The sequence below is a fragment of the Pseudomonas sp. PIC25 genome (genome assembly GCF_002286785.1).
GTDB lineage: Bacteria > Pseudomonadota > Gammaproteobacteria > Pseudomonadales > Pseudomonadaceae > Pseudomonas_M.
This window is the reverse complement of the sequence record NZ_MUJY01000049.1, coordinates 22,313-46,484: the sequence shown is the minus strand read 5'-3', so window position 1 is coordinate 46,484 and position 24,172 is coordinate 22,313. Positions and strand designations below refer to the sequence as shown.

Genomic DNA, 24,172 nt, shown 5'->3' with positions numbered 1-24,172 from the left:
CATGATAGAGCGCATCATCGAATTGTGTTCCGAGTACCTTCCATTGCAGCGCCATGGCTTATTTCTCCTCCGAAGATTGGTAGTGAAGCGAGCAAAAATCATGTGGTCCGGAACCTTCATCCCGACCTAACGTAACGACGGTTGGTCCCGCCCCAGCTCGAAAAACTATTTTTCCATCCAGCAACAACGGCTCACTCCCAACCAAAGTATCCGCTGTATAACCCAAGCGGGAATCGAGCCCACCCAAATCGTCGGTGACGAAAAAGAGATAACTGGGAGCATAAGGTGCCCGCGATAGTTCAGGGCACACTTTACGATTGGCCGTCTCTCTTATTTCATCGGGATAACGCAACTGAACGATGGTCTGCGGTCCCGGAGCAGCATAGATTTCATTGGTGATACCAAAATCTTCCACCAAACGGGTACGCCAAACCCTCAGGCGCCCGCCGCGCTCGATAAAGCGGTGAGTTTTTTCAAGTTGCATCCGATTGAAATTTTCCTGCTGTTCCTTGGTCATTTCTGTCCATAAATCGAGCGCTCCCAGCCGAGCGCGACCAAAATAAGCCACAGTATCCAGATTTAAAAAGCGGAACAGCTCATAGATCAGCGTCTCATGTTGCTTGGCATCCAACTCCTCCCAAGGCGGAATTTCAAACTCCGGATAACTCCGCACCGCAGTCGTTGCGCAGGAATTGGTAGGCGCTTCTTTCAAATCCCTAACCGTCAACTTATTCAAGTGTTCCCGCATGGCGATGCACAGTTCATCCTCTTCACCCGTATGGAACTCCCAACTTCCCGCAACGGCTTGAGTAGTGCATGCCAGACAGAACAAGGCGCCCAACTTCCATCCCGATAACTTCACAAGCATCTTCCCTTTTAGCGCCATGCTTACTTCTCCCCCAAGAAATTGAATACAGCCGGATCGACTTGGACCAGGAGCCCGTTCAGCCGATCGTTTTGCCGAGGCGCCTCCAACTTCAAAATCGCATGATAGAGTGCATCATCGAATTGTGTTCCGAGTACCTTCCATTGCAGCGCCATGCTTATTTCTCCTCTGATGATAAATAGTGAAGCTCACAAAAATCCGACGGCCCGGAACCTTCGTCCCGACCTAACGTAACAACGGTAGGCCCCGCCCCTGCCCGGAAAATTACCTTGCCATCCAGTAATAGCGGCTCACTACCGCGCAAAGTGTCCGCTGTATAACCCAATCGAGAATCGAGCCCACTCAAATCGTCGGTGACAAAAAAGAGATGACTGGGCGCATCCACTATCTTTGAAAGCTCCGGGCAGACCTTACGATTGGCCACCTCCCTTCTTTCATCGGGATAACGCAACTGAACAATGGTCTGCGGCCCCGGCGCAGCATAGATTCGGTAGGAAAACATGCGAAAATCCTCCACCAAACGGGTACGCCAGACACGCAAGCGCCCGCCGCGCTCGATAAAACGGTGCGCCTCCTCCCGCCGCCTTTGGTTAAAACTTTCCTGCTGTTCCTTGGTCATCTCCGTCCACTTATCGAGCGCGCCTGGCCGGGCGCGACCAAAATAAGCCACGGTACCCAGGTCCAAGAAACGGAACAGCTCATAAATCAACTTCTCATGTTGCTTGGCATCCAACTCCTGCCAGGGCGGCATTTCAAATTCCGGATAAGTTACCACCGCGAGAGGAGCGCAGGAGTTGGCGGGTGCCTCTTTCAAGTCTCTAATCGTCAACTTGTTCAAACGGTCCCGCATGGCGATGCACAGCTCATCCTCCTCACCCGTATGGAACTCCCAACTTCCCGCAACGGCTTGAGTGCTACATGCCAGGCAAAACAAGGCGCCCAACTTCCACTCCGACAATCGCCCAAACTCCCTCCCTTTTAGCGCCATGGCTTATTTCTCCTCTACAGAAATCAAATAAACGACTCTTTCCGTATAATCTTTTTTTGACAAGCCACGAAATTTAATTTCTTCTCACCTATAGCTCATCACAAACAAGACCAGCACCATCCAAGCCAAGAATATACAGCTTCCGCCTCCCAAACTTCTTATACTCAGGATCAACACTTTCACCCAAAATCAGATAATACTCATCACCTTTCCTAAACAAAAAGAATGTTTCGTCCGTAAATTCATACCCTCCCCCACTTGACTTATCCACAAACAAACTACACAGACCAAAACCACTCCCACTACAACTCTGCATCACCAAATCAGACTTCCCATCCTTATCTATATCCACTCCAAGATAATTTTTATCTCGTCCACTTCCAGGCTCCCAATCGACATTGCAAAACACGTCTTCTTCCGTGCAGTACAGTTGAGCGGTCCGGCCCTCGAGCAACCTTTTCACATCGGCGCAAACGTCATGCTCGCCGGAATTTCCGTTCGCTCGCTCATTGACATAGGGCACTTCGGAATCGGCCCAGCCGGTCGCAATTGATAGCAAAAGACCAGCACACAGAAATACGGAAATCGAATTTCGCATCAACGCTTTTACCCAAACATTAGGCCCTATCTACGCGCGGCGATGCTTCAGAAAAAACATGGGAAAAAATACGGGGCGCTTCACATAAAACGCTGGAATATCGAATCACTTACAGGCATGAGGAAATTCTTACTTTCTCGGGAAATGCCTATTAATTCACAGGTACTTATTCGACCCTGCTACAGATCGGAATCGAAAGGTCTATTGCTTGGCATAGTGGGGCGTCTGCCAGGAACCAGGCGTGGCTGTAGCCGACATCTATTGAATGGGCACTTGAGAGTTTCGAGAGGGATAGGAACGGGCGAAGGGCCAAAAAGGCTTCGCCAGCAGAGCTGGCTCCTACGAAAGCGATGCGGGTGGTACGGACGGTGGGAGCGGATTCATCCGCGAATCCGTCTTCCAGCCCATCGCGAATGAATTCGTTCCCACGCGAGGTCCGGTGCGCCCCGACCCAACCTAAGTTGGCGGCGCCGGGCTGTCCGGCCGCCCAATAATGACATCAACCAATGACACAGTTATCAGTGTCTTGGCGAGCCAAGAACAACATGGCCCCCGCCAGGGAGCGGCCGCACAAGAGGATTCGCCCAATGACAGCCAGCAGCACTGCCGCCCAGCCGCGCGCCAACTTTCCCGTCCGCCGCATGGATTTCAGCTTTACCAGCACGCCCAAGTACTGGTGGAGTGGCGACCCCTTCATGAGCCATTTCATGAACAACCTGTCGTCGCTGTTCCCCTACGGCGAGAAATTCTTCGTCGATAGTGTGCGCGCCGTCCGCCAGCAGGTGCAGGATCCGCAACTGCAGAAGGACATCAGCGCCTTCATCGGCCAGGAGGCGATGCACTCCAAGGAACACGCCACCTACAACGAATACGCTGCCGCCCACGGCATCGATCTGGAGCGCCTGGAGCTACGGATCAAGGTCCTGCTGGAATGGGTCACTCGCCTGAGCACCAAGAAGCATCGTCTGGCCGCCACCTGCGCCCTCGAGCACTTCACCGCGACCATGGCCGAGCAGTTGCTGCGGCGCGAGGACATCACCACGCAGATGGACGACCCGAAGATGTACAAGCTGTGGATGTGGCACGCCATCGAAGAGAACGAGCACAAGGCCGTGTGCTATGACGTCTACCAGGCGGTCGGCGGCGGCTATTTCACCCGGGTCATCGTGATGCTGCTGACTACGGTGATGTTCCTCGGCGTGATCGGCTGGTTCCAGCTCCACCTGTTGCGCAAGGATGGCCAGTTGTTCAACTGGCGCTCGTGGAAATATGGGCTGAAGACCTTGCTGAGCCCCCGCGACGGCTTCTTCACCCGCCTGATCGGCCCCTACCTGGACTATTACCGCCCGGGTTTCCATCCCAAGGACCACGACACCCAGACCCTGGAACGGCGCTGGAAGGATCGCCTCGCTTTCGAAGGTTGATTGCCCTGCGGCCGAAGGTCGCATCCGTTGCCCGATTCGGGCCCGGTCTGCCCTCCGCGGTCCGGGCCCGCTTTTTACAAGAAGGGTTGGGAGCCGCGTAAATCAAGGCGTCCAGCGGCGCAGCCGCGAACAGGCCAGCGCTGGACCTAGCAGAGAACCCTTTCGACCTGAGCTCTTCTGCGACAACCCGCCACAGCACATCACCGCTGCGTTTGTTGCTTCATATCAAGGACGGCGCTGCCGCTTTCAGGCAGCCCGGCCGTTGTCGTGGAGTGACTGCATGACCGACAAGCCCGCTTCGCCCTGGCGCATCCCCCTGGTTCGCGAACTCGCCGTGATCCTGGCGATCAAGCTGGCCCTGCTGCTGGCGATCAAAGCCCTCTGGTTCGATGCCCCCAGCGTCCCTGTCGATGGCAGCCAGCGCGTCGGCACGCACCTGTTCGGCGCTCCGCAAGCCCCATCCCCGCCCCGTACCGAGGAGATGCCGAGATGATCTCGGAAGAAGTCGTCGACCTTTCCCGCCTGCAGTTCGCCATGACGGCGATGTACCACTTCCTGTTCGTTCCGCTCACCTTGGGCCTGTCCTTCATCCTGGCGATCATGGAGTCGGTCTACGTGATGACCGGCAAGCAGGTCTACCAGGACATGGTGAAGTTCTGGGGCAAGCTGTTCGGCATCAACTTCGCCCTGGGCGTCACCACCGGGCTGACCATGGAATTCCAGTTCGGCACCAACTGGGCCTACTACAGCCACTACGTCGGCGACATCTTCGGCGCACCGCTGGCCATCGAAGGGCTGATGGCGTTCTTCCTCGAATCCACCTTCATCGGCCTGTTCTTCTTCGGCTGGGATCGCCTGAGCAGGGTGCAGCACCTGGCGGTGACCTGGCTGGTGGCGATCGGCTCGAATATGTCGGCGCTGTGGATTCTCATCGCCAACGGCTGGATGCAGAACCCGGTGGGTGCAGAGTTCAACTTCGAGACCATGCGCATGGAGCTGGTGGACTTCGGCGCCCTGCTGTTCAACCCGGTTGCCCAGGTGAAGTTCGTCCACACCGTGGCGGCCGGCTACGTCACCGGTGCCATCTTCGTCCTGGCCATCTCCAGCTGGTACCTGCTGAAGAAACGCGACCTCGGCTTCGCCCGACGCTCCTTCGCCATCGCCTCGGCCTTCGGCCTGGCTTCGATCCTCTCGGTGATCGTCCTCGGCGACGAATCCGGCTACGAGATAGGCGACGTGCAGAAAACCAAGCTGGCAGCCATCGAGGCCGAGTGGGAAACCCACCCGGCACCGGCCGGCTTCACCCTGTTCGGCCTGCCCAACCAGGAGGAGCAGCGCACCGATTACGCGGTGAAGGTTCCTTATGTCCTGGGCCTGATCGCCACCCGTTCGCTGGACAAGCAGGTCAAGGGCATCAAGGACCTAGTGATCGAGCACGAGGCGCGCATCCGCAACGGCATGCTCGCCTACGAACGCCTGGAAAAACTCCGTGCCGGCGACAAGAGCCCCGAAGCCATCGCCGCGTTCAAGGCCGTGCAGAACGACCTGGGCTACGGCCTGCTGCTGAAGAAATACACCGCCAACGTCACCGACGCCACGGAAGCGCAGATCAAGCAGGCCGCCCTGGACACCATTCCCAGCGTGTTCAGCCTGTTCTGGAGCTTCCGCGCCATGGTCGCTTCCGGCTTCCTGATGCTCGCCCTCTTCGCCTGCGCCTTCTGGGCCTCGGCGAAGAAGAACGAAGAGCGCAAGCCCTGGCTGCTGCGGTGGGCGCTGTGGAGCCTGCCACTGCCCTGGATCGCCGCCCAGACCGGCTGGTTCGTCGCCGAACACGGCCGCCAGCCCTGGTCCATCGGCGAGGTCCTGCCGACCCACCTCTCCGCTTCCAGTGTGTCCAGCGGCGATGTCTGGGGCTCGCTGGTGGCGTTGATCGCCTTCTACAGCCTGCTGCTGGTGATCGAGATGTACCTGATGATCCGGTTCGCCCGCCTGGGGCCGTCGAGCCTGCATACCGGCCGTTATCACTTCGAACGGACGGAGACGGGCAACGGAAACCACCAGCCCGCAGGTGCGGTATAGGGGCGAATTAATTCGCCCCTACGCCAAGGCTTCGCCAGCAGAGCTGGCTCCTACAACAGCCGGTCGGCCCTATTGGCCCCGACAGAGGAACGCAACATGTTCGATTACGAAACGCTGAAACTGGTCTGGTGGGTGCTGATCGGCGTCCTGCTGATCGGCTTCGCCCTCACCGATGGCTTCGACCTCGGCGCCGCGGCGCTGATGCCCTTCGTCGGGCGGAGCGACAATGAGCGGCGCGTGGTGATCAACACCATCGCGCCGCACTGGGACGGCAATCAGGTCTGGCTGATCACCGCCGGCGGTGCGCTCTTCGCCGCCTGGCCGATGGTCTACGCGGCGGCCTTCTCCGGCTTCTACTGGGCCATGCTGGTGGTGCTGTTCGCCTTGTTCGTGCGCCCGGTCGGCTTCGACTACCGCAGCAAGCTGAGCGACCCACGCTGGCGCCAGACCTGGGACTGGGGCCTGTTCGTCGGCGGCCTGGTGCCGGCGCTGGTGTTCGGCGTGGCTTTCGGCAACCTGCTGCTGGGCGTGCCCTTCCAGCTCGACGACACCCTGCGCAGCAGCTACCACGGCAGCTTCTGGCAACTGCTCAACCCCTTCGGCCTGCTCGCCGGGGTGGTCAGCCTGAGCATGCTGCTGATGCACGGCGGCACCTGGCTGATGATGCGCACCGAGGGCCCTGTGGCGCATCGGGCGCAACGCGCGGCGCAGGTGTTGTCGCTGGTCTACCTCGCCACCTTCATCGTTGCCGGACTCTGGCTGTGGTCGGGTATCCAGGGCTTCGCCATCACCTCGGCGTTCGAGCCGGGCGCCACGCTCAACCCGCTGGCGAAGAGCGTGACCCAGAGCAATGCCGGCTGGATGGCCAACTACGCGCAGTATCCGCTGACCAAGCTGGCACCGCTTGCCGGCATCCTCGGTGCCGTACTGACGTTCGCCGCGGCCAGCGCGGGACGAGGCGGCTTCGCCTTCCTCGGTTCCAGCCTGACGATCGCCGGCACCCTGTGCACCGCCGGCTTCGCGATGTTCCCCTTCGTCATGCCGTCCAGCCTCGATCCGGCTTCCAGCCTGACGCTATGGGATGCGGCTTCCAGCCGGAAGACCCTCGGCATCATGCTGGTGGCGGCCTGCATCTTCGTGCCGCTGATCCTCTGCTACACGCTGTGGGGCTACGTGAAGATGTGGGGCAAGGTCACCACCGGCCATATCGAAAGCAACAGCCATGGCCTGTACTGAGCCCTGAAGAATATAGGGGCGAATTCATTCGCCCGACTTAGCCTGGCCCAGCACATGAATACATCCGGACAGGCACTACGAATCGCGAGGTTTAACGCATGTGGTACTTCACCTGGATTCTCGGCGTCCTGCTCGCCTGCAGCTTCGGCATCATCAATGCCCTGTGGCTGGAAACCACCCAGAACCTCGACGAGGACCCGACGGGTGAGTGACGCCCTGCCCCGGCAGCGGAGCGGCGCCTGGCGAGTTCTGTCACTGCTGATGGCCACACCGCTGGCCTTGCTGCTGTTGATCCACCCCGCCGCCATGCTCGACGCCGAGGGTCGCTACAGCCACAGCCTGCTGATGCTGGTGATGTGGGGCGTGGCCGGTGGGTTCGTGCATGGCGTGGGTTTCACCCCTTACAGCCGGGTCTGGCGTGTCGCCTTCGGGCCGCTGCTGGCCTGGCCGCTGCTCGTCCTCGGCTACCTGATCCTGTACCGCGCCCGCATGGGCTGATCGCTGGCGATCACTCGCCCTCGTCGTCGAAATATTCCTGGAAGAACAGGTCCAGCTCGCCCTCGTACTGGTCCAGCGCATACAGCGTGTCGGCGGCCAGCAGATCGAGCAGGATCAAACCGTTCAGACTGGAATCCTCCTCCGCTGCGGCGCGCAGGCGCCGGCTCATACCCAGGTTGACCTGGCGCAGGTTGCGGTAGATCGCCCGCAACCCCTCCAGCGACCAGTCGCCGGACTGGCCGCGCTTCATCCGCAGGAACTGCCCCAACAGATAGGTACCCAGGGCCCGGTAGAGGGTCTCGTCGGAGGTGCTGAACGGCAGATGGAACCACGCCATGGCTTTCATCATGCGGGTATGCGGGCAACCCGAAGTGGCGCCCAGGGCGCCGAGCAAGGAGCCCAGCCCCCGCTGCAGGGTGGTGTGCTGGCGAATCTCCCGGCCGCGCCAGCGCACGATGACCTCCACCTCCTCGAAAGAGGTGTGCTTCGCCAGCATCTCCACCGGCCGCACCAGCGCCACCGCGAAGGGGCAGCGCGGCGCTTCCTCGGCCTTGAGCGGGCAATGACCGCACTGATGGAAGGACAAGCCGGTCCAATCCGGTAATGCGGTTGTCCGTTCGCCCTCGGCAGCGGCCGTCAGACTGACTTCATGCTGCCAGTTCCGGCCGTCTGCGAAGCGGAATTCGTAGCGGATGAGCGTGTCGCTCTTCGAGTCTGCAACCATGGTCTACCCTGACGAGCACCGGGTTATGAAATACAAAGATACTGGCAATAGGCTACTATTTGTCATAGAACCAGCGTCAGCGTTTTGTCGGACCGCCAACCGAGCGCGCAGCGGGCCCCGGCGTCATGGGAGGAGTCACTAATGGACAACCGCCAGCAGCTCTTGGCCTCCGCGCTCGTCGAACACATCAGCGTCGGCACCATCATCCTCGATACGCAGTTGCGTATCCAATATTGGAACGCCTTTCTCGAACGGTGCAGCGGCAAGCGCCTGGAGGACGTCCGCGACCGGCCCTTCACCCAAGTGTTCCCGGAAGCCGATACGCCGTACCTCCACCAGATCATCGAACAGGCCCGCAACGAAGGCCGGCACGTCTACACCCAATGGCGCGACACCCCCTCGCTGATCCGCCTGACGTTCGAGCGCGCCCAGCAGAACCCCTTGATGCTGCAGAGCACCCTGCTCTTTCCGTTCCGCGCCGCTCCGGACAACGCCTTGCATTTCGGCCTGGTGCTCTACGACACCACCGACCTGGCCAAGTCCAGCAACAAGCTGGAAGCGGCCCTGCAGGCCCTGAGCGTCAAGCAGACCGAACAGGAACAATTGATCAAGAAGCTGGAAAAAGCCAACGACCAATTGCTGCAATCGGAAAAACTCGCGGCCATCGGGCAACTGGCCGCCGGCGTCGCGCACGAGATCAACAACCCGATCGGCTACGTCTTCTCCAACCTGCAGACCCTCGCCGGCTATGTGCGCGACCTGCTGCGGATCATCGACGCGGTGGAATCCGCCGGCGGCCTGGAGGACCTCCGCCAGCTCAAGCGCAGCCTGGAGTACGACTACATCCGCAGCGACATCGAAGCGCTGATCGGTGAATCCGAAGACGGTATCGACCGGGTCAAGAAGATCATTACCTCCCTCAAGGATTTCTCCCACATCGAGGAAGAGGAGTTCCACCCGGCCGACCTGCATCGTGGCCTGAATACCACCCTCAACGTGGTCAACAACGAACTCAAGTACAAGGCCGAGGTGATCAAGGAATACGGCGACCTGCCCGAGGTGGAATGCATTCCCTCGCAAATCAACCAGGTGATCATGAACCTGCTGGTCAACGCCGCCCACGCCATCGAGCAATTCGGCCGCATCACCCTGCGTACCGCCCATGAGGGTGACTGGGTCTGGCTGGAGGTGGAGGACACCGGCAAGGGCATCGAGCCGCGCCTGCTCAACCGCATCTACGAGCCCTTCTTCACCACCAAGCCGGTCGGCAAGGGGACGGGCCTCGGGCTGTCGCTGTCCTACAACATCGTGCAGAAACACCATGGGCGTATCGAGGTCGACAGCGAGCTGGGCCGCGGTACGCGTTTCCGCGTCTGGCTGCCGGTAAGGCAACCGACACCCACGGAGGAGAATCCAACGTCTCATGAATGAGCCGAGCCCAGCCCCCCTCGCCACGCTGTTGCTGGTAGACGATGAGGAAAACATCCTTAGCAGCCTGCGCCGCCTGCTACGCAACCAAGGCTACGAGATCCTCACCGCCACCGGCGGCGAACAGGCGCTCGCCGTGCTCGAGGAACGCCCGGTCGACCTGGTGATTTCCGACGCGCGCATGCCGGGCATGGACGGCGCCACCCTGCTGGCCGAAGTGCAGCGGCGCTGGCCGGACTGCATGCGCATCCTGCTCACCGGCTATGCCGACATCAGCACCACCATCAAGGCGATCAACCAGGGGCAGATCTACCGCTACATCAGCAAGCCCTGGGACGACGACGAGCTGCGCATGGTGATCCGCCAGGCCCTGGCGTTCCATACCTCCGAACGCGAACGGCTGCGTCTGGAAAAGCTCACCCAGGACCAGAACCAGCATCTGCAAGAGCTCAATGCCACCCTGGAGCAACGGGTCAAGGCACGCACTGCCGAGCTGCAGCAGACCGCCGACATGCTCGACCTGGCCTACGAAGAGCTGCGGCGCAGCTACGTGACCGCCACCGAAGTGTTCGCCAGCCTGCTCAACCAGCGCCTGCCGCGGGAGAAACAGACCAACACCCAGGTCATCGCCCTGGTCCGTGCCTACGCCGAACACCACAAGCTCGGCGAAGGCCTGGCCCGTGACCTGACCATGGCCGCCGCGCTCTACAACATCGGCAAGCTGACCTGGGACGACCAGTTGCTGAGCAAACCGTCGGACACCCTCTACAAGCAGGATCGCGAGCGCTACCGGCAATACCCGGCGCAAGGCGAGAACCTGCTGATGACCCTGGAGCCCTTGCAGGATGCGGCGCGCATCATCCGCCATCACCAGGAGCGCTGGGACGGAGGCGGTTTTCCCGACCGCCTGAAGGAAGACGCCATCCCCTTCGGTTCGCGGCTGCTCAAGCTGGCGGTGGACTTCATCGAACTGCAACGCGGCATCATCCTCGAGCGCCGGCCGACCCGTCACGAAGCCCTGCAACTGATCAGGAAATACGCCGGCCGCCTCTACGACCCGGAACTCTGCGAGCAATTCGTCACGCTCTGTATCGAACTGGCGCCGGACATCACCCTCGACGACCCCAGCATCATCAGCCTGGACACCCGCCGCCTCGAACCGGGCATGGTGCTCGCGCGCAACCTGCACGCCGAGAACGGCATGCTGCTGCTCAACGAGGGCAAGCAACTGACGCGCATCCTGATCGACAAGTTGATCGCCTTCGAAAGCACCGAAGGCGCGCGCTACACCCTGTTCGTCCGCAAGCCGGAAAACTTCGACGCCACCGCCCCGCAGGAGACCGCCCCATGATCAAGATCCAACTGGTGGACGACGAGCCCCACGTGCTCAGCGCCCTGCAACGGGTGCTGCGGCCGCACCGCTGGGAGGTCCATGCCTTCGACGATGTGCAGGAAGCCCTGGAAGCCCTGACCCTCCACGACTACGCGGTGATCATCTCCGACTACAAGATGCCGCACCTGGACGGCGTCACCTACCTGCAATTCGCCAAGCAGCGCCAGCCCCATGCCATGCGCATGGTGCTCAGCGCCCATGGCGACCGCCAGTCGATGATGCAGGCCATCAACCAGGCGGAAATCTACCGTTTCCTGTCCAAACCCTGGGAAGACTACGAAATCGAAACGGCGATAAAGGCCGCCATCGATCTTTACCAGCTGCGCCACGAGAACCAGCGGCTGCTGGAACAGGTACGCCGGCAGAAGGACACCTTGCAGCGTCAGGAGGACGAACTGTTGCGCCTGGAACGCGAGAACCCCGGGTTGACCCGGGTCCTGCGCGATACCGACGGCGCCGTGCTGATCGACGAACTGGACGACCCGAGCGACCATGGCTGAATACCTCGACAGCGAGCGCAAGCTGAACCTCAAGGTGGTCTATTACGGGCCGGCGCTGAGCGGCAAGACCACTAACCTGATGCAGCTGCACACGCTGCTCAATCCCCAGCGCAAGGGCGAGCTGATGGTGCTCGAGACCCGCGACGACCGCACCCTGTTCTTCGACATGCTGCCAATCGGCCTGCGCAGCCAGGAAGGCCTCGACCTGCGCCTGAAGCTCTACACCGTGCCCGGCCAGGTGCAGCACGACAGCACGCGCAAGGCCGTGCTGTCACGGGCCGACGGGGTGATCTTCGTCGCCGACTCGCAGCTCTCGCAGCAAGACAACAACGCCACCGCCTTCGACAACCTCGCCGACAACCTGCAGAAGCTCGGCATGGACATCGAGAGCCTGCCGCTGGTGGTGCAGTTCAACAAACGCGACCTGCCGGACGCCATCGACGAGGCCACCCTCCAGGCACGCTGGGCGCAGACCCCCTGGAGCCCGCTGTCGCTGGCCAGCGCCCTCAATGGCGAGGGCGTGGTGGAGAGCTTCCGCCAGTTGCTGCGGCGGCTTTACCCGGTGCTCGACCGCGAGTACCAACTGGCCGGCCGGCATGGCATCGACGCCGATGCGTTCGTTCGCCAACTGAGCGCGGCCCACGAGGCGCCCCATGCGTAGTTTCGACGATGATCCACGCCTGACCGATCTCCTCTCGACCGACCAGGAGGCCCGGCTGTGCCAGCTGATCGGCGCACTGACCGGCGGCGATGTGAGCCTCGTCGAACAATCCCGCGGCGATGGCGAACCGCTGGAATTCAACCTGGAAACCATCGGCTGGCTGCGGGGCGATCTACCAGCCGAACGCCTGCATGCCGCCGCCCGGCTGGTCGAATTCGTCCTGATGTTCGTCGCCAAATACCGGCTGGCGGCCAACCTGCACAACGACACCACCGAGGCCAGCTTCGCCGAGCTGCAACGCCAGCATGCCGCCCTGCAAGCCTCGGAAGCGCGCTACAAGGCGCTGTCCGAACAGTTGCAGGAGCGTGTCGAGGACCAAGTCAAGGTCATCGAACAGGCCCAACAGCAGCTCTACGAAACCGCCCGCCTGCGCGCCGTCGGCCAGCTCGCCGCCGGGGTCGCCCACGAGATCAACAACCCCATCGGCTTCATCACCAGCAACCTGCGGGTGGCCGGGGACTACCTCGACGAGCTGGCGGAAAAAATCCCCGGCGGGCACTCGGCCAGCCTGCTGCTCGACGACTTCCGCGCCCTGCTGCGCGAATCGCTCAGCGGTACCCAGCGCATCGCGCGGATCGTCGCCGACCTGAAGACCTTCTCCAACATCGACCAGGCGGACTTTATCCCCTGCGATCTCAACGCCCTGCTCACCACCAGTTGCCACCTGCTGCAAGCGGAAAGCCAGCAGGCGATCGACGTCCAGCTCGACCTCGCCCCGCTGCCCAAGCTGGCCGGCTATCCGGCGAAGCTGTCCCAGGCCTTCTTCAACGTGCTGGACAACGCGGCCAAGGCGATCGACGCCGAGGGCGTCATCCGGGTCAGCAGCCGGCAGGTCGACGGTGTGATCGAAGTGACCATCGAAGACAACGGCCCGGGCATTCCCCCGGACGTTCAGGAACGCATCTTCGATCCCTTTTTCACCACCCGCGCGGTCGGTTCCGGCACCGGCCTGGGCCTGAGCGTGGCGCGGGACATCATGCGCGCCCACCGGGGCGAGATCCTGCTCGACAGCCAAGTTGGAGCCGGCACCCGGGTCACCCTGCGCTTCAACTGCCCGAACACGCCCTGAGGAACGTAAATGGCCAAGCGTTACGCTTCCCTGTTCGTCAGCGACACGCCCGATGAGAAGCCGGCCGAAACGCCGGCAGTGCCCTACAAACTGCTGCTCGTGGACGACGAGCCCGGCATCCTCGCCGCCTTGCGCCGGGTATTCCAGCGCGAGAACTACGAGCTGCATTTCGCCCGCAATGCCAACGAGGCCCTGAAAATCCTCGAAGCCAAGCCGGTGGAATTGATCATCAGCGACTTCATGATGCCGGGCATGAACGGCTCCGAGCTGCTCAGCCAGGTGCGCGAACGCTGGCCGGATACCATCCGCATCATGCTCACCGGCCACGCCAACACCGATGCGGTGCTGGGCTCGATCAAGGATGGCGCGGTCTACCGCTTCATCCTCAAGCCTTGGAACGACGACGACCTGCGCCTGACCATCGCCCTGGCCCTGGAACAGTACGAGCTGATGCGGCGCAACCGCGCCCTGGAGCAGGAGAACCGCAAGCAGCACCGCGACCTGGAGACCCTGGCCAAGCTCAGCGTCACCAACCGCAGCCAGTTGGCCATCCTGCTGCACAAGAAGGGCCTGCTCAATGCCCAGCAGATTCAGCAACTGCACAAGGAAATGCAGACCCACAAGACCTCGGTGCTGCGCCAGTTGATGACGCACGACTGGGTGTCGCCGCAGAAGATTTACCAACTGCTGCGCGAAGACATGATGTTCGAGGAGATCGACCTGCGCGAATTCCAGGTCGATCCGCCGTTGCTGGCGCTGATTCCCCAGGCCGTGTGCACGCGCCAACTGGTGCTGCCGCTGCGGGTGGTGGGCAAGCGCCTGCGCCTGGCCATGGCCGACCCGATGGACATGGGCCTGATCGAGGAACTGGGCTTCATGTCCGGCTACAGCATCCATCCCCTGCTCTGCGAAGTCGGGCAGATGCAGGACAAGCTCAAGGAAATCTTCGGCGAGACCGGCCCCCAACTGGACGAAATCGCCACCGTGGTGGGCAGCAGCGACCCCTATGAAGGCATCGAGATCGTCCTCGACGACGACGAAGCGCCGGAAAGCCTGGAGCAACTGCTCGGCAGCTCCGAAGAGCCGCCGGCGATCCGCCTGGTCAACGCGATTATCCTCGAAGCTCTGCGCCTGGGCGCCAGTGACATCCACATCCACCCACGGACCAAGAATGTCAGTGTGCGCTACCGCATCGACGGCGTGCTGCAGGACAAGATCCAGATTCCCAGCAACCTGTTGATGTCGGTGGTCTCGCGGATCAAGGTCATGGCCGAACTGGACATCACCGAACGGCGCCGCCCCCAAGACGGGCGCATCACCGTGAAGACGCCGATGCGCATCGTCGACCTGCGTATTTCCACCCTGCCCACCATCAACGGCGAAAAGATCGTCATGCGCGTGCTGGAGCGCCAGTCGGCGGCGCAATCGCTGGAAGACCTGGGGCTGTCGCCGCACAACCTGAACCGGCTGCTCTATGTGGTCAGCAAGCCGCAAGGCATCATCCTCGCCACCGGCCCCACCGGCAGCGGCAAGACCACCACCCTCTATGCCCTGCTGCAGCACGAGGCGTCCTCGGAAAAGAACTACGTCACCATCGAGGACCCAGTGGAATTCCACGTCGACCTCGCCGGCCAGGTGCCGGTGCGCGAGCGCATCGGCCTGAGCTTCGCCAGCATCCTGCGCGCCATCCTGCGGCAGGACCCGGACGTGATCCTGCTCGGCGAAATCCGCGACGAGGAGACCGCCGACGTCGCCTTCCACGCCGCGCTCACCGGCCACCTGGTGTTCTCTACCCTGCACACCAACTCGGCAGCGGCCACCGTCGCCCGCCTGCTCGACCTGGGCCTGAAGCCCTACGTGCTGGCCTCGGCCCTGGAAGCGATCATCGCCCAGCGCCTGGTGCGGCGCATCTGCCGTCACTGCCGGGAAGAAATCCCGCCGCCGGTGGCCCTGCTGGAACGCCTGGGGCCGAGCTTCCTCGCGCCGGACCTGCGTTTCTATCGCGGACGCGGCTGCAATCAATGCCATCAGGGTTACAAGGGGCGCATCGGCATCCACGAAGTACTGACCATGAACGACACGCTGCGCGACGCCATCACCCGCGGCGCCAGCGCCACCCAGTTGCAGGCCATCGCCCGCGAGCAAGGCATGACCACCCTCCTCGACGATGCCCACGACAAGCTTCAGCAGGGCCTGATCACCGCCGAGGAAGTCCTCCGCCTGCTCGGCCCCCAGGACCTCCAGGGCTGACCGATGAAAGCACGTCATCTGATCATCCAGGCCTACCTGCACTGCCTCGCCTTCGCCCTGATCGCCATGGGCGTGGTCAGCCTGCTCGGCTACCTGCAGATCGAGCACCCGACCCGCCACACCACCGTTCTGTTGCCGGACAGCGCCCTGGTGTCGCTGCTGCTCGGGCTGGTCCTGCTCACCAGCGCACGCGCCCTGCGCCCCTTGAGCCTGATCCTGGCCACGCCGCTGCTGGCGCTGGCGCTCTATTCCTTGGTGCACAACTACGTCGCCGGCGGCGCTGACAACGGGACCTCGCTGGTCACCGGCTTCCTGCGCGTGCGCAGCTCGCTGGCGGTGTCCACGCTGGCCATCACCCTGGCCATGCTGTGCAGCAGCAGCGGCGCGCCCGGCAAGCTGTTCTGCCGCAGTATCGGGTTGGTCATCGTCCTCGTTGGCCTGCTCTCGCAGCTGGCCATCTGGCTACCGGGGCTGGACATGGCCCGCCTCGGCTTCAAGCCCGGCACTGCCAGCGTGGCCAACCTGTTCTCGATCCTGCTCGGCATCGCCGCGCTGCTGCTGCCCGAACTGCCCGCCCAGCGGGAGCGTCTGCTGGACCGGCCGAGCTTGGTGGTCGGCATCGTCGGCGCCCTGCTGACCTGCCTGAGCTGGTACATGTTGAGCCTGCAGAGCATCGACTCGCTGACCCGCCAGAGCGACCTGCTGCTGTCGAAGGCCCGGCTGGGGATCGAACGCAGCCTGGACGCCCGCCTGTCGCTGATCCAGCGGCTGGTGGAGCGTTGGCAGGTGATTGGCGCGGTCCCCGCCGATCGCCTCTGGGAGCAGGAAGCCGACAGCTACCTGCGCGACTTCTCCAGCCTCCGCCTGATCGGCGTGCTCGACGACCGGCTGGAACCCCGCCTCATGCGCATGCGCGATGCCTCGGCACGAAGCTGGCTCGAACATTTCCTGGAGGACCCGGAGCACCGCGACTGGCTGATCGAATCCCAGCGCGGCTCGACTCCGGACATGAGCCATGTCGAGCAGATCGAAGGCAGCACCTCGGCCATGATCATCATGCCCCTGCACCTGCCCGACGGCGACGGCGTGGTGGTCGCCGGGCTGGATATCCCCGACCTGCTGGCCAACATCCTCGGCGGTGACCAGAGCGGCTTCGTCATCCGTGTCTATGAGGAAGACAGGCTGGTCATCGACACCCGTGCCGGCCGCCCGCAGCGCTTTTCCGTGGAAGTGGGCGAGCTGGACAGCCAGCTCGAACACGGCACGACCTGGCGCCTGGTCAGCTTCCTCGGCGATCCGCAGCAACAGGCCTCCATGACCTTCCTGCCGACCCTAGTGATGCTCTTCGGGCTCGGTTTCACCTTCTTCCTGGTGGTCAGCCAGCGCCTGGTCCGCCTCACCGTCGAACGCAACGAGCATCTGAGCCATATCAACCAAGAGCTGGAAGACAGCCTGCAGCGCCAGGCCAGCCTGCAAGCGCTGAACCAGCGCATCATGGCGTTCTCCATGGACGTGCTCTGTTCGATGGATGAACAGGGCCGTTTCACCCAGCTCAGCCCTTCCAGCGCGACGGTATTCGGCTACCTGCCGGAAGAGCTGATCGGCCACGCCTACCTGGACTACATCGTGCCCGAGGAACGCGAGCGGACCCAGGCCGAAGTCCGCGCCATCATTCACGGCAGCAGCAACCAACCGATTCGCAACCGCTTCTGCCGCAAGGACGGCAGCATCGTCCATGTGCTCTGGTCGGCCGACTGGTCGGCGAGCGACCGCACCCTGTTCGCCGTCGCCCACGACATCACCCGCCTGGTGCAGAACGAAGCCTACGCCGAGGACCAGCGCGACATCCTCAGCATGATCTCCACCAACCAGGGCCTGGCCGACATCCTCCAGGCCGTCTGCCAGATGGCCGAATCCCAGGACTCCGGCGCACTCTGCGTGCTGCAACTGATGGACAGGGAACAGCGCACCCTGCACCTGGGCGCAGCGCCCAGCCTGCCCGAAGCGTTCCGGCGCAGCCACGAGAGCCTGCCCAACGATCCCGACGACAACCCCTTCAGCAGCGCCGTCCAGAGCCGCCAACTGACCATCGTCGAGGACTTCGCCCACGAGTCGCGCTGGCGGGAACAGCGCAACCGGCTCCAGGAACACGGCCTGCACGCCTGCTGGGTGATCCCGCTGCTGTCCTACCACGGCGAGGTGCTCGGCACCTTCTCCCTCTACCACCACCCGCCCCGTGCGCCCGACTCGGAGCAGCTCCAACTGATGGCCACCGCGGCCCAGCTCGCCGCCATCGCCATCGAGCGCGAACGCGACCAGATACGCCTGCAGGAGAGCGAGGAGCGCTACCGCTCGCTGTTCACCTTCAACCCGGACCCGGTGTTCTCCTTCGACCTCAACGGCAATTTCGAGAGCATGAACCAGGCCGGCTGCCAGCTCACCGGCTACCGGGAGGAAAACCTCATCGGCCGGAACTTCTCCATGCTGGTCCTGGCCGAGGAAATGCCCCGGGTCAGCAACCATTTCCAGGCCGCGCGCAGCGGCGAGGCGCAACGCTACGAAGTGAAATGCCGCACCGAGAGCGGCGAACTGTTGGAGCTGTACGTCACCAACCTGCCGATGGTGGTCAAGGACCGCATCGTCGGCGTCTACGGCATCGCCAAGGATATCGGCGAGCGCAACCGGATGAACCGTGCCCTGCGCGAGGCGCTGATGCACTCCGAGCGCCAAGCCGAGCTGTTGCGCGGCCTGAGCCAGACCGCGGTGAACATGAGCGGCATCCTCGACATCCAGTCCCTGCTCGATTACCTGGCCGAACAGATGCGCCAACTGATCGGAACCCACCTGGCGATCATTCATCTGGAAGAAAATGCAGGCGTGCGAACTCAGCAGGCCAGCGCCATCTCGTTCTCCGACAAATACGCCGACTGGACGGGCGCCCGGCCGCTCTTCGACGGCGGCGGCATCTACGCCCTGATCAGCGAAGGCCAGCATCCGCAGATCATGACCCAGGCGGAACTCGACGCTTACCAGCAGTGGTACGGCGGTGACGATAAGTCCCTGCCCCTGCGCGGCAGCCTGAGCGTGCCGTTGAGAGACCCCGGCGGGAAGAAACTGGGGCGGCTGCTGCTGTCGGACAAATACGCCGGCGATTTCGACCAGGACGACCTGGCCATCGCCCAACAATTCGCCCAAATGACCGTCACCATGCTGGAAAACAACCGGCTGATGCGCGAGGTGCTGTCCGGGGAACAGCGCCTGCAGGCCCAGTTGGAATTCACTTCGGCAATCACCGACAGCATCGCCGAAGGCTTGATCGCCATCGATGCCCAGGGCCGGCTGACCTTCGTCAACCCGGCCGCGGCCTACCTGATCGGCCGGCCTGCCGAAACGCTGCTGGGCGAGCCCCTGGCCCAGCAACTGCCCCTGCCCGTCGCCGAGTGGAGCCATCCGGGCGAAGGACAGGGCAGCCTGCATGGCGAGTTCTGCCTGCGCGACGACCGGGGCGAGGAACTCTGCCTGGCCTACGACAGCGCACCGCTGCAGGGCAGCCGGGGGCCGAACGGCTGGGTGGTGGCCTTCCGCGACATCAGCGCCCAGCGCCGCGCCAGCCAGGCCATGCGCGAGCGCGACCAGTTCTTCACCCTGTCACTGGAAATGTTCTGCCTGATCAGCCTCCAGGGCCATTTCATCCAGGTCAACCCGGCCTTCGTCATGGTGCTCGGCTATCCGGTCGAACGCCTGATCGACCAGCCCTATCTCGACCTGATCCATGCCGAAGACCGGCCCGTGATCGAGACCGCCATCCGCCGCCTGCAGGAAGGCCACCTGGTACAGGACCTGGAGGCCCGCGTCACCGACAGCCAGGGCCGGCTGCGCTGGCTGCAACTCAGCGCGGCGCTGGGCGACGACCGGGTGATCTATTGCGCGGCCCGCGACGTCACCCAACGCAAGGCCGACGAGCAGGCCCTGCAGGACACTCTGCGCGAGCTGGAGCGCAGCAACCGCGAATTGCAGGAATTCGCCTTTGTCGCCTCCCACGACCTGCAGGAACCGCTGCGCAAGATCCAGGCCTTCTCCGAACGCCTGGAAAGCCAGGCGCAATCCCTCAGCGAGGAAGGCCGCGACTACCTGCAACGCATGAGCCAGGCAGCCAGCCGCATGCAATCGCTGATTCGCGACCTGCTCGCCTATTCGCGGGTCACCACCCGCGGCCAGCCGTTCGTGTCCGTGGAGCTGGACCAGATTCTCGACGGCGTGCTGCAGGACATGGAAACCAGCTTGGAGAGCAGCGGCGCCGAGATCCAGCGCTCGCCGCTGCCAACCCTGCAGGGCGACCCGACGCAACTGCGCCAGTTGTTGCAGAACTTGCTGAGCAACGCGGTCAAATTCCATCAGGAGGGGCAGCCGCCGCGCGTGCGTATCTATGCTGAAAGGCAGTCGCCCAAGGAATGGACCCTCTGCGTGGCGGACAACGGCATCGGTTTCGAGGAGAAATACCTGGACCGTATCTTCAACCCGTTCCAACGCCTGCATGGCCGCCAGGCCTACCCCGGCACCGGCATCGGCCTGGCCATCGTCAAGAAAATCGTCGAGCGCCACGGCGCCAGCATCACCGCCAACAGCCAGCCCGGCCAAGGCACCACTTTCAGAATCCGCTTCAGAACCTGAGAGACGCCCGCTGCATGGACAAGAATTCGATCCATATCCTCATTGCCGACGACGATCCCGACGATTGTCTGCTGACCCGCGAGGCGTTCCGGGAAAGCCGGATGACCAACGAGGTCCATTTCGTGCACAACGGCGAGGAACTCATGGACTACCTGCGCCACCGTCCGCCCTACCAGGACCGCCAGCGCTATCCCCGGCCGGGCCTGATCCTGCTGGACCTGAACATGCCATTGAAGGACGGCCGCGAGGCACTGAGCGAAATCAAGGCGGACGACAGTCTGCGCAGCATCCCGGTGGTGGTCCTGACCACCTCCTCCGCCGAGGAAGACATCATCCGCAGCTACGACTGCGGGGTGAACTCCTTCATCACCAAGCCGGTGAGCTTCCGCGGCCTGCTCGACGTCGTGCAGACCCTCGGCCGCTATTGGCTGCAGATCGTCGAACTACCAGAAGAACACATGAAGCCATGAGCCAGTCCGAATCCGCCCTGCGTCTCCTGCTGGTCGAGGACGACGAAGACGATTACCTGATCACCCGCGACCTGCTGCGCCAGGCCCGGCAACTGCGCTGTGAGCTGGACTGGCTGGACAACTACGACGAGGCGCTGGCCGCCATCCTGCGCCAGGAACACGACCTGATCCTGATCGACTACTACCTGGGCGCCGAGTCCGGCCTGGCGCTGATCGACCACGCCCTGAAAGCCGGCATCCGCACGCCGATCATCCTGCTCACCGGCCAGGGTGACGACGAACTGGACGCCAACGCGGTGAAACTGGGTGCCGCCGATTACCTGGTCAAAGGCCAGATCGACAGCCGCACCCTCGCCCGCAGCATCCGCTATGCGGTCGGCCGCGGGCAGATCACCGCCGAGCTGGCCGACAGCGAAGCCCGTTACCGCCTGCTGTTCGAAGCCAATCCGGAACCCATGTACGTGTTCCACCGCGAGACCCTGCGCTTCCTCGCCGTCAACCAGGCCGCCCTTGACCTCTACGGCTACAGCCGCGAGGAACTCCTCGGCATGCGGGTGCTCGACATCCGCTCGATCGAAGAGCAGGAGCGGTTCCTCGCCTACCACGAGCGCCACGGCGGCGGCACGCAGTATCCCAATGCCGGTCTCTGGACCCACAAAGACCGGGACGGCCAGGAAATCCAGGTGGAGATCATGGCCCACGACATCGACTTCAACGGCCAGCCGGCGCGGCTGACGCTGGCCATCGATGTCACCGAGAAGCTCAAGACCGACGCGGAGATCAAGCGCAAGGAAGAAGCCTTCCGCCAGTTGCTCACCGATAACCGCGACGCCCTGCTGGTGATCGACGCGGAAGGCCAGGTGCGCTACGCCAACCCGGCAGCGGAAGCTCTGCTGCGTACGCCCTCGGAATCGCTGCTGAACCGGCACTTCGAACTGCCGTTGCAGGAAGGCAATCTCTACGAACACAACCTGCCCATGGCCGACGGCGGCAGGCTGCCGGTGGAAATCCAGTCCGCCCATACCGAATGGGATGGCCAGGACATGCGCCTGCTGTCGCTGCGCGACATCAGCCAGCGCAAGGAGTCCGAGCGCCAGTTGCGCCTGCTCCAGCGCAGCCTGGAGGCCAGCTACAACGGAATGTTGATCTGCGATGCGCGTGGCGCGGACCTGCCGATCATCTACGTCAACCCGGCCTTCGAACGCATCACCGGCTATTCCGCCAAAGAAGCCTTGGGGCGCAACTGCCGCTTCCTCCAGGGCGATGAGCGCGACCAGCCCGGCGTCGAGGAAATCCGCCGCTGCCTGCGCGAAAAAAGCGACGTCAACGTGGTGCTGCGCAACTTCCGCAAGGACGGTTCGCCGTTCTGGAACAACCTCTACATCGCCCCGGTGCCGGACGAGCACGGCGAGATCACCCACTTCATCGGCGTGCAGAACGACATCTCCGAGCAGAAGCGCTACGAGACCGAACTGGCCTACAACGCCAGCCACGACGTGCTCACCGGCCTGCCCAACCGCGCGCTGCTGGAGGACCGCCTGATCCAGGGCTGCCGGATTTCCCAGCGCTACAACCGCAGCCTGGCGGTGATGTTCATCGACCTGGACGGTTTCAAGCCGATCAACGACACCATGGGCCACAGCGTCGGCGACCAGATTCTCATCGAAGTGGCGCGGCGCATGAGCCAGCAGGTGCGCCCCGGCGACACCGTGGCGCGCCTGGGCGGCGACGAGTTCATCGTGCTGTTGCCCGACCTGGCCCGCGACGAGGACGTGCTGCTGGTGGCCGAACGGCTGATCGACAGCCTCGCCCGCCCTTACCGGGCCCAGGGCATCGACCTGCACATCACCGCCAGCATCGGCATCACCCTCAGCGACGGCGAGGTCGAGCAGCCGATGCAGCTCATCCAGCAGGCCGACCTGGCGATGTACAAGGCCAAGCAGCAGGGACGCAATAACTACCAGTGGTACACCACCGACCTCAACCAGAAGGTCAGCGAGCGCGTCGCCCTACGCAACGAGTTGCAGAAGGCCATCGAAGGCAAGGATTTCGAGCTTTACTACCAGCCGCAGATCGACGGCCGCAGCGGCCGCATCACCGGCGTCGAAGCGCTGCTGCGCTGGCATCACGCCGAACAGGGCCTGATCCCGCCGGCCCAGTTCGTACCGGTGGCCGAGGACACCGGACAGATCATCCCGCTGAGCCTGTGGGTCCTTTCCACTGCCTGCCAGCAGATACGCCAGCTCAACGAACAGGGCCTCAACCTGGTGGTGGCGGTCAACGTCTCGCCATTGCAGTTCCAGCGCACCAACTTCGTTGATAGCGTCCAGGCCGCCCTGCAAGAGAGCCAGCTACCTCCCACGCAATTGGAATTGGAGATCACCGAAACCGTATTGCTGGACAACGCCGAGCGCGCCATCCACATCCTCCATGCCTTGAAGGGACTGGGCGTGCGGGTGTCCATCGACGATTTCGGCACCGGCTTCTCCAGCCTGAACTACCTCAAGCGCCTGCCCATCGACAAGGTGAAGATCGACCGTTCCTTCGTCCACGAGGTGATCAGCGACCGCCATGATGCCGCCATCACCCAGGGCATCATCTCCATGGCCCACCACCTCAACCTCAAGGTCACCGCCGAAGGGGTGGAAACCGAGCCGCAGTACGCCTTCCTGAAAAAGAGCCACTGCGATGAGTTCCAGGGGTATTTCTTCGCCAGACCGATGCCGTTCGCGCAGTTGCAGCAGTTCCTCCGCGAACGCCAGGCACCGGCACCGGAGCTGCCGAAAACCGACGACAACGTACAGACGCTGCTGCTGCTCGACGACGAAGAGAACATCCTCCGCGCCCTGACCCGCGTACTGCGTCGCGACGGCTACCGGATACTCACCGCCAACCAGGCCCAGGACGCCTTCGAGCTGCTGGCCAAGCACGATGTCCAGGTGGTCATCTCCGACCAGCGCATGCCGGAAATGAACGGCACCGAGTTCCTCAGCCGGGTCAAGGACCTCTATCCGGACACCATCCGCATCGTGCTCTCGGGCTACACCGACCTGAAGTCGGTGACCGATGCCATCAACCAGGGGGCGATCTACAAGTTCCTCACCAAACCCTGGGACGACGAGCAACTGCGCCAGAACATCAGCCAGGCCTTCCAGCACCACAGCCAGGCCAAGCAGAAAGAGGGAACGGGGATCGGCAATAGCTCCGGGTGACGCGCTCTGGTTTGGCTGAGGACTT

General features: G+C 62.9%; 20 protein-coding genes. 15 read left to right on the top strand and 5 right to left on the bottom strand.

Going from position 1 to position 24,172, the window contains the following annotated elements; all coding sequences use genetic code 11:
- Positions 1–58: 58 nt before the first annotated feature.
- The 4 genes from BZL41_RS05230 to BZL41_RS27745 form a co-directional block, all read right to left on the bottom strand.
- Complete coding sequence (locus BZL41_RS05230; protein ID WP_095598311.1) at positions 59–886, bottom strand: hypothetical protein; 828 nt, start codon at positions 884–886, stop codon at positions 59–61.
- 2 nt (positions 887–888) lie between these two features.
- On the bottom strand, positions 889–1,041 hold the full coding sequence (locus BZL41_RS28360) for a hypothetical protein (protein ID WP_168190951.1): 153 nt from the start codon (positions 1,039–1,041) through the stop codon (positions 889–891).
- 2 nt (positions 1,042–1,043) lie between these two features.
- The gene (locus BZL41_RS05225) at positions 1,044–1,874 is read right to left on the bottom strand and encodes a hypothetical protein (protein WP_095598310.1); all 831 of its coding nucleotides are present in this window, start codon (positions 1,872–1,874) and stop codon (positions 1,044–1,046) included.
- A gap of 88 nt (positions 1,875–1,962) precedes the next feature.
- Positions 1,963–2,472 carry a hypothetical protein gene (locus BZL41_RS27745; RefSeq protein WP_143518024.1) on the bottom strand — a complete coding sequence of 170 codons (510 nt, stop codon included), beginning with the start codon at positions 2,470–2,472 and terminating at the stop codon, positions 1,963–1,965.
- A 587-nt stretch (positions 2,473–3,059) separates the two neighbouring features.
- Between BZL41_RS27745 and BZL41_RS05220 the strand changes: the two genes are divergently transcribed.
- From BZL41_RS05220 to BZL41_RS05195, 6 genes are all read left to right on the top strand, one after another.
- Positions 3,060–3,896 carry a metal-dependent hydrolase gene (locus BZL41_RS05220; protein WP_095598309.1) on the top strand — a complete coding sequence of 279 codons (837 nt, stop codon included), beginning with the start codon at positions 3,060–3,062 and terminating at the stop codon, positions 3,894–3,896.
- Between the two features lie 280 nt (positions 3,897–4,176).
- Positions 4,177–4,389, top strand: a complete 213-nt coding sequence (gene cydP, locus BZL41_RS05215) for a cytochrome oxidase putative small subunit CydP (RefSeq protein ID WP_095598308.1) — start codon at positions 4,177–4,179, stop codon at positions 4,387–4,389.
- Positions 4,386–5,975, top strand: a complete 1,590-nt coding sequence (locus BZL41_RS05210) for a cytochrome ubiquinol oxidase subunit I (protein WP_095598307.1) — start codon at positions 4,386–4,388, stop codon at positions 5,973–5,975. The genes cydP and BZL41_RS05210 overlap by 4 nt, the downstream gene beginning before the upstream one ends.
- A 96-nt stretch (positions 5,976–6,071) precedes the next feature.
- Complete coding sequence (gene cydB / locus BZL41_RS05205) at positions 6,072–7,211, top strand: cytochrome d ubiquinol oxidase subunit II (protein WP_095598306.1); 1,140 nt, start codon at positions 6,072–6,074, stop codon at positions 7,209–7,211.
- Between the two features lie 98 nt (positions 7,212–7,309).
- On the top strand, positions 7,310–7,423 hold the full coding sequence (gene cydX / locus BZL41_RS05200; protein WP_084333980.1) for a cytochrome bd-I oxidase subunit CydX: 114 nt from the start codon (positions 7,310–7,312) through the stop codon (positions 7,421–7,423).
- On the top strand, positions 7,416–7,709 hold the full coding sequence (locus BZL41_RS05195; protein ID WP_256578078.1) for a cyd operon YbgE family protein: 294 nt from the start codon (positions 7,416–7,418) through the stop codon (positions 7,707–7,709). Before cydX ends, BZL41_RS05195 begins: the two co-directional genes overlap by 8 nt.
- A 10-nt stretch (positions 7,710–7,719) precedes the next feature.
- On the opposite strand, the gene BZL41_RS05190 is transcribed toward BZL41_RS05195, so the two are convergent.
- Positions 7,720–8,433 carry a hypothetical protein gene (locus BZL41_RS05190; RefSeq protein ID WP_256578077.1) on the bottom strand — a complete coding sequence of 238 codons (714 nt, stop codon included), beginning with the start codon at positions 8,431–8,433 and terminating at the stop codon, positions 7,720–7,722.
- Positions 8,434–8,574: 141 nt separating this feature from the next.
- Here BZL41_RS05190 and BZL41_RS05185 point away from each other — a divergent pair, with 141 nt between their 5' ends.
- The 9 genes from BZL41_RS05185 to BZL41_RS05145 are packed head-to-tail and all read left to right on the top strand — an operon-like array spanning position 8,575 to position 24,147.
- On the top strand, positions 8,575–9,864 hold the full coding sequence (locus BZL41_RS05185; protein WP_095598304.1) for an ATP-binding protein: 1,290 nt from the start codon (positions 8,575–8,577) through the stop codon (positions 9,862–9,864).
- Positions 9,857–11,212: an HD domain-containing phosphohydrolase gene (locus BZL41_RS05180; RefSeq protein WP_095598303.1), complete on the top strand. Its 1,356-nt coding sequence runs from the start codon at positions 9,857–9,859 to the stop codon at positions 11,210–11,212. Before BZL41_RS05185 ends, BZL41_RS05180 begins: the two co-directional genes overlap by 8 nt.
- On the top strand, positions 11,209–11,754 hold the full coding sequence (locus BZL41_RS05175) for a response regulator (protein ID WP_095598302.1): 546 nt from the start codon (positions 11,209–11,211) through the stop codon (positions 11,752–11,754). Before BZL41_RS05180 ends, BZL41_RS05175 begins: the two co-directional genes overlap by 4 nt.
- Positions 11,747–12,415, top strand: a complete 669-nt coding sequence (locus tag BZL41_RS05170) for an ATP/GTP-binding protein (RefSeq protein ID WP_095598301.1) — start codon at positions 11,747–11,749, stop codon at positions 12,413–12,415. The genes BZL41_RS05175 and BZL41_RS05170 overlap by 8 nt, the downstream gene beginning before the upstream one ends.
- Positions 12,408–13,544: a sensor histidine kinase gene (locus tag BZL41_RS05165; protein ID WP_095598300.1), complete on the top strand. Its 1,137-nt coding sequence runs from the start codon at positions 12,408–12,410 to the stop codon at positions 13,542–13,544. Before BZL41_RS05170 ends, BZL41_RS05165 begins: the two co-directional genes overlap by 8 nt.
- 9 nt (positions 13,545–13,553) lie before the next feature.
- Complete coding sequence (locus tag BZL41_RS05160) at positions 13,554–15,794, top strand: ATPase, T2SS/T4P/T4SS family (RefSeq protein WP_095598299.1); 2,241 nt, start codon at positions 13,554–13,556, stop codon at positions 15,792–15,794.
- A 3-nt stretch (positions 15,795–15,797) separates the two neighbouring features.
- Entirely contained in the window at positions 15,798–20,465 is a 4,668-nt protein-coding gene (locus BZL41_RS05155) for a PAS domain S-box protein (RefSeq protein ID WP_256578076.1), read from the top strand.
- A gap of 14 nt (positions 20,466–20,479) precedes the next feature.
- The gene (locus BZL41_RS05150) at positions 20,480–20,935 is read left to right on the top strand and encodes a response regulator (RefSeq protein WP_095598298.1); all 456 of its coding nucleotides are present in this window, start codon (positions 20,480–20,482) and stop codon (positions 20,933–20,935) included.
- On the top strand, positions 20,932–24,147 hold the full coding sequence (locus tag BZL41_RS05145; protein WP_095598297.1) for an EAL domain-containing protein: 3,216 nt from the start codon (positions 20,932–20,934) through the stop codon (positions 24,145–24,147). The genes BZL41_RS05150 and BZL41_RS05145 overlap by 4 nt, the downstream gene beginning before the upstream one ends.
- Positions 24,148–24,172: the final 25 nt, after the last annotated feature.

Excerpts from the sequence above, each read along its gene's own strand:
- BZL41_RS05230 (WP_095598311.1), bottom strand. The coding sequence starts at position 886 with ATGGCGCTAAAAGGGAAGATGCTTGTGAAGTTATCGGGATGGAAGTTG.
- BZL41_RS28360 (WP_168190951.1), bottom strand. The coding sequence starts at position 1,041 with ATGGCGCTGCAATGGAAGGTACTCGGAACACAATTCGATGATGCACTC.
- BZL41_RS05225 (WP_095598310.1), bottom strand. The coding sequence starts at position 1,874 with ATGGCGCTAAAAGGGAGGGAGTTTGGGCGATTGTCGGAGTGGAAGTTG.
- BZL41_RS27745 (WP_143518024.1), bottom strand. The coding sequence starts at position 2,472 with ATGCGAAATTCGATTTCCGTATTTCTGTGTGCTGGTCTTTTGCTATCA.
- BZL41_RS05220 (WP_095598309.1), top strand. The coding sequence starts at position 3,060 with ATGACAGCCAGCAGCACTGCCGCCCAGCCGCGCGCCAACTTTCCCGTC.
- cydP (WP_095598308.1), top strand. The coding sequence starts at position 4,177 with ATGACCGACAAGCCCGCTTCGCCCTGGCGCATCCCCCTGGTTCGCGAA.
- BZL41_RS05210 (WP_095598307.1), top strand. The coding sequence starts at position 4,386 with ATGATCTCGGAAGAAGTCGTCGACCTTTCCCGCCTGCAGTTCGCCATG.
- cydB (WP_095598306.1), top strand. The coding sequence starts at position 6,072 with ATGTTCGATTACGAAACGCTGAAACTGGTCTGGTGGGTGCTGATCGGC.
- cydX (WP_084333980.1), top strand. The coding sequence starts at position 7,310 with ATGTGGTACTTCACCTGGATTCTCGGCGTCCTGCTCGCCTGCAGCTTC.
- BZL41_RS05190 (WP_256578077.1), bottom strand. The coding sequence starts at position 8,433 with ATGGTTGCAGACTCGAAGAGCGACACGCTCATCCGCTACGAATTCCGC.
- BZL41_RS05185 (WP_095598304.1), top strand. The coding sequence starts at position 8,575 with ATGGACAACCGCCAGCAGCTCTTGGCCTCCGCGCTCGTCGAACACATC.
- BZL41_RS05180 (WP_095598303.1), top strand. The coding sequence starts at position 9,857 with ATGAATGAGCCGAGCCCAGCCCCCCTCGCCACGCTGTTGCTGGTAGAC.
- BZL41_RS05175 (WP_095598302.1), top strand. The coding sequence starts at position 11,209 with ATGATCAAGATCCAACTGGTGGACGACGAGCCCCACGTGCTCAGCGCC.
- BZL41_RS05170 (WP_095598301.1), top strand. The coding sequence starts at position 11,747 with ATGGCTGAATACCTCGACAGCGAGCGCAAGCTGAACCTCAAGGTGGTC.
- BZL41_RS05165 (WP_095598300.1), top strand. The coding sequence starts at position 12,408 with ATGCGTAGTTTCGACGATGATCCACGCCTGACCGATCTCCTCTCGACC.
- BZL41_RS05160 (WP_095598299.1), top strand. The coding sequence starts at position 13,554 with ATGGCCAAGCGTTACGCTTCCCTGTTCGTCAGCGACACGCCCGATGAG.
- BZL41_RS05155 (WP_256578076.1), top strand. The coding sequence starts at position 15,798 with ATGAAAGCACGTCATCTGATCATCCAGGCCTACCTGCACTGCCTCGCC.
- BZL41_RS05150 (WP_095598298.1), top strand. The coding sequence starts at position 20,480 with ATGGACAAGAATTCGATCCATATCCTCATTGCCGACGACGATCCCGAC.
- BZL41_RS05145 (WP_095598297.1), top strand. The coding sequence starts at position 20,932 with ATGAGCCAGTCCGAATCCGCCCTGCGTCTCCTGCTGGTCGAGGACGAC.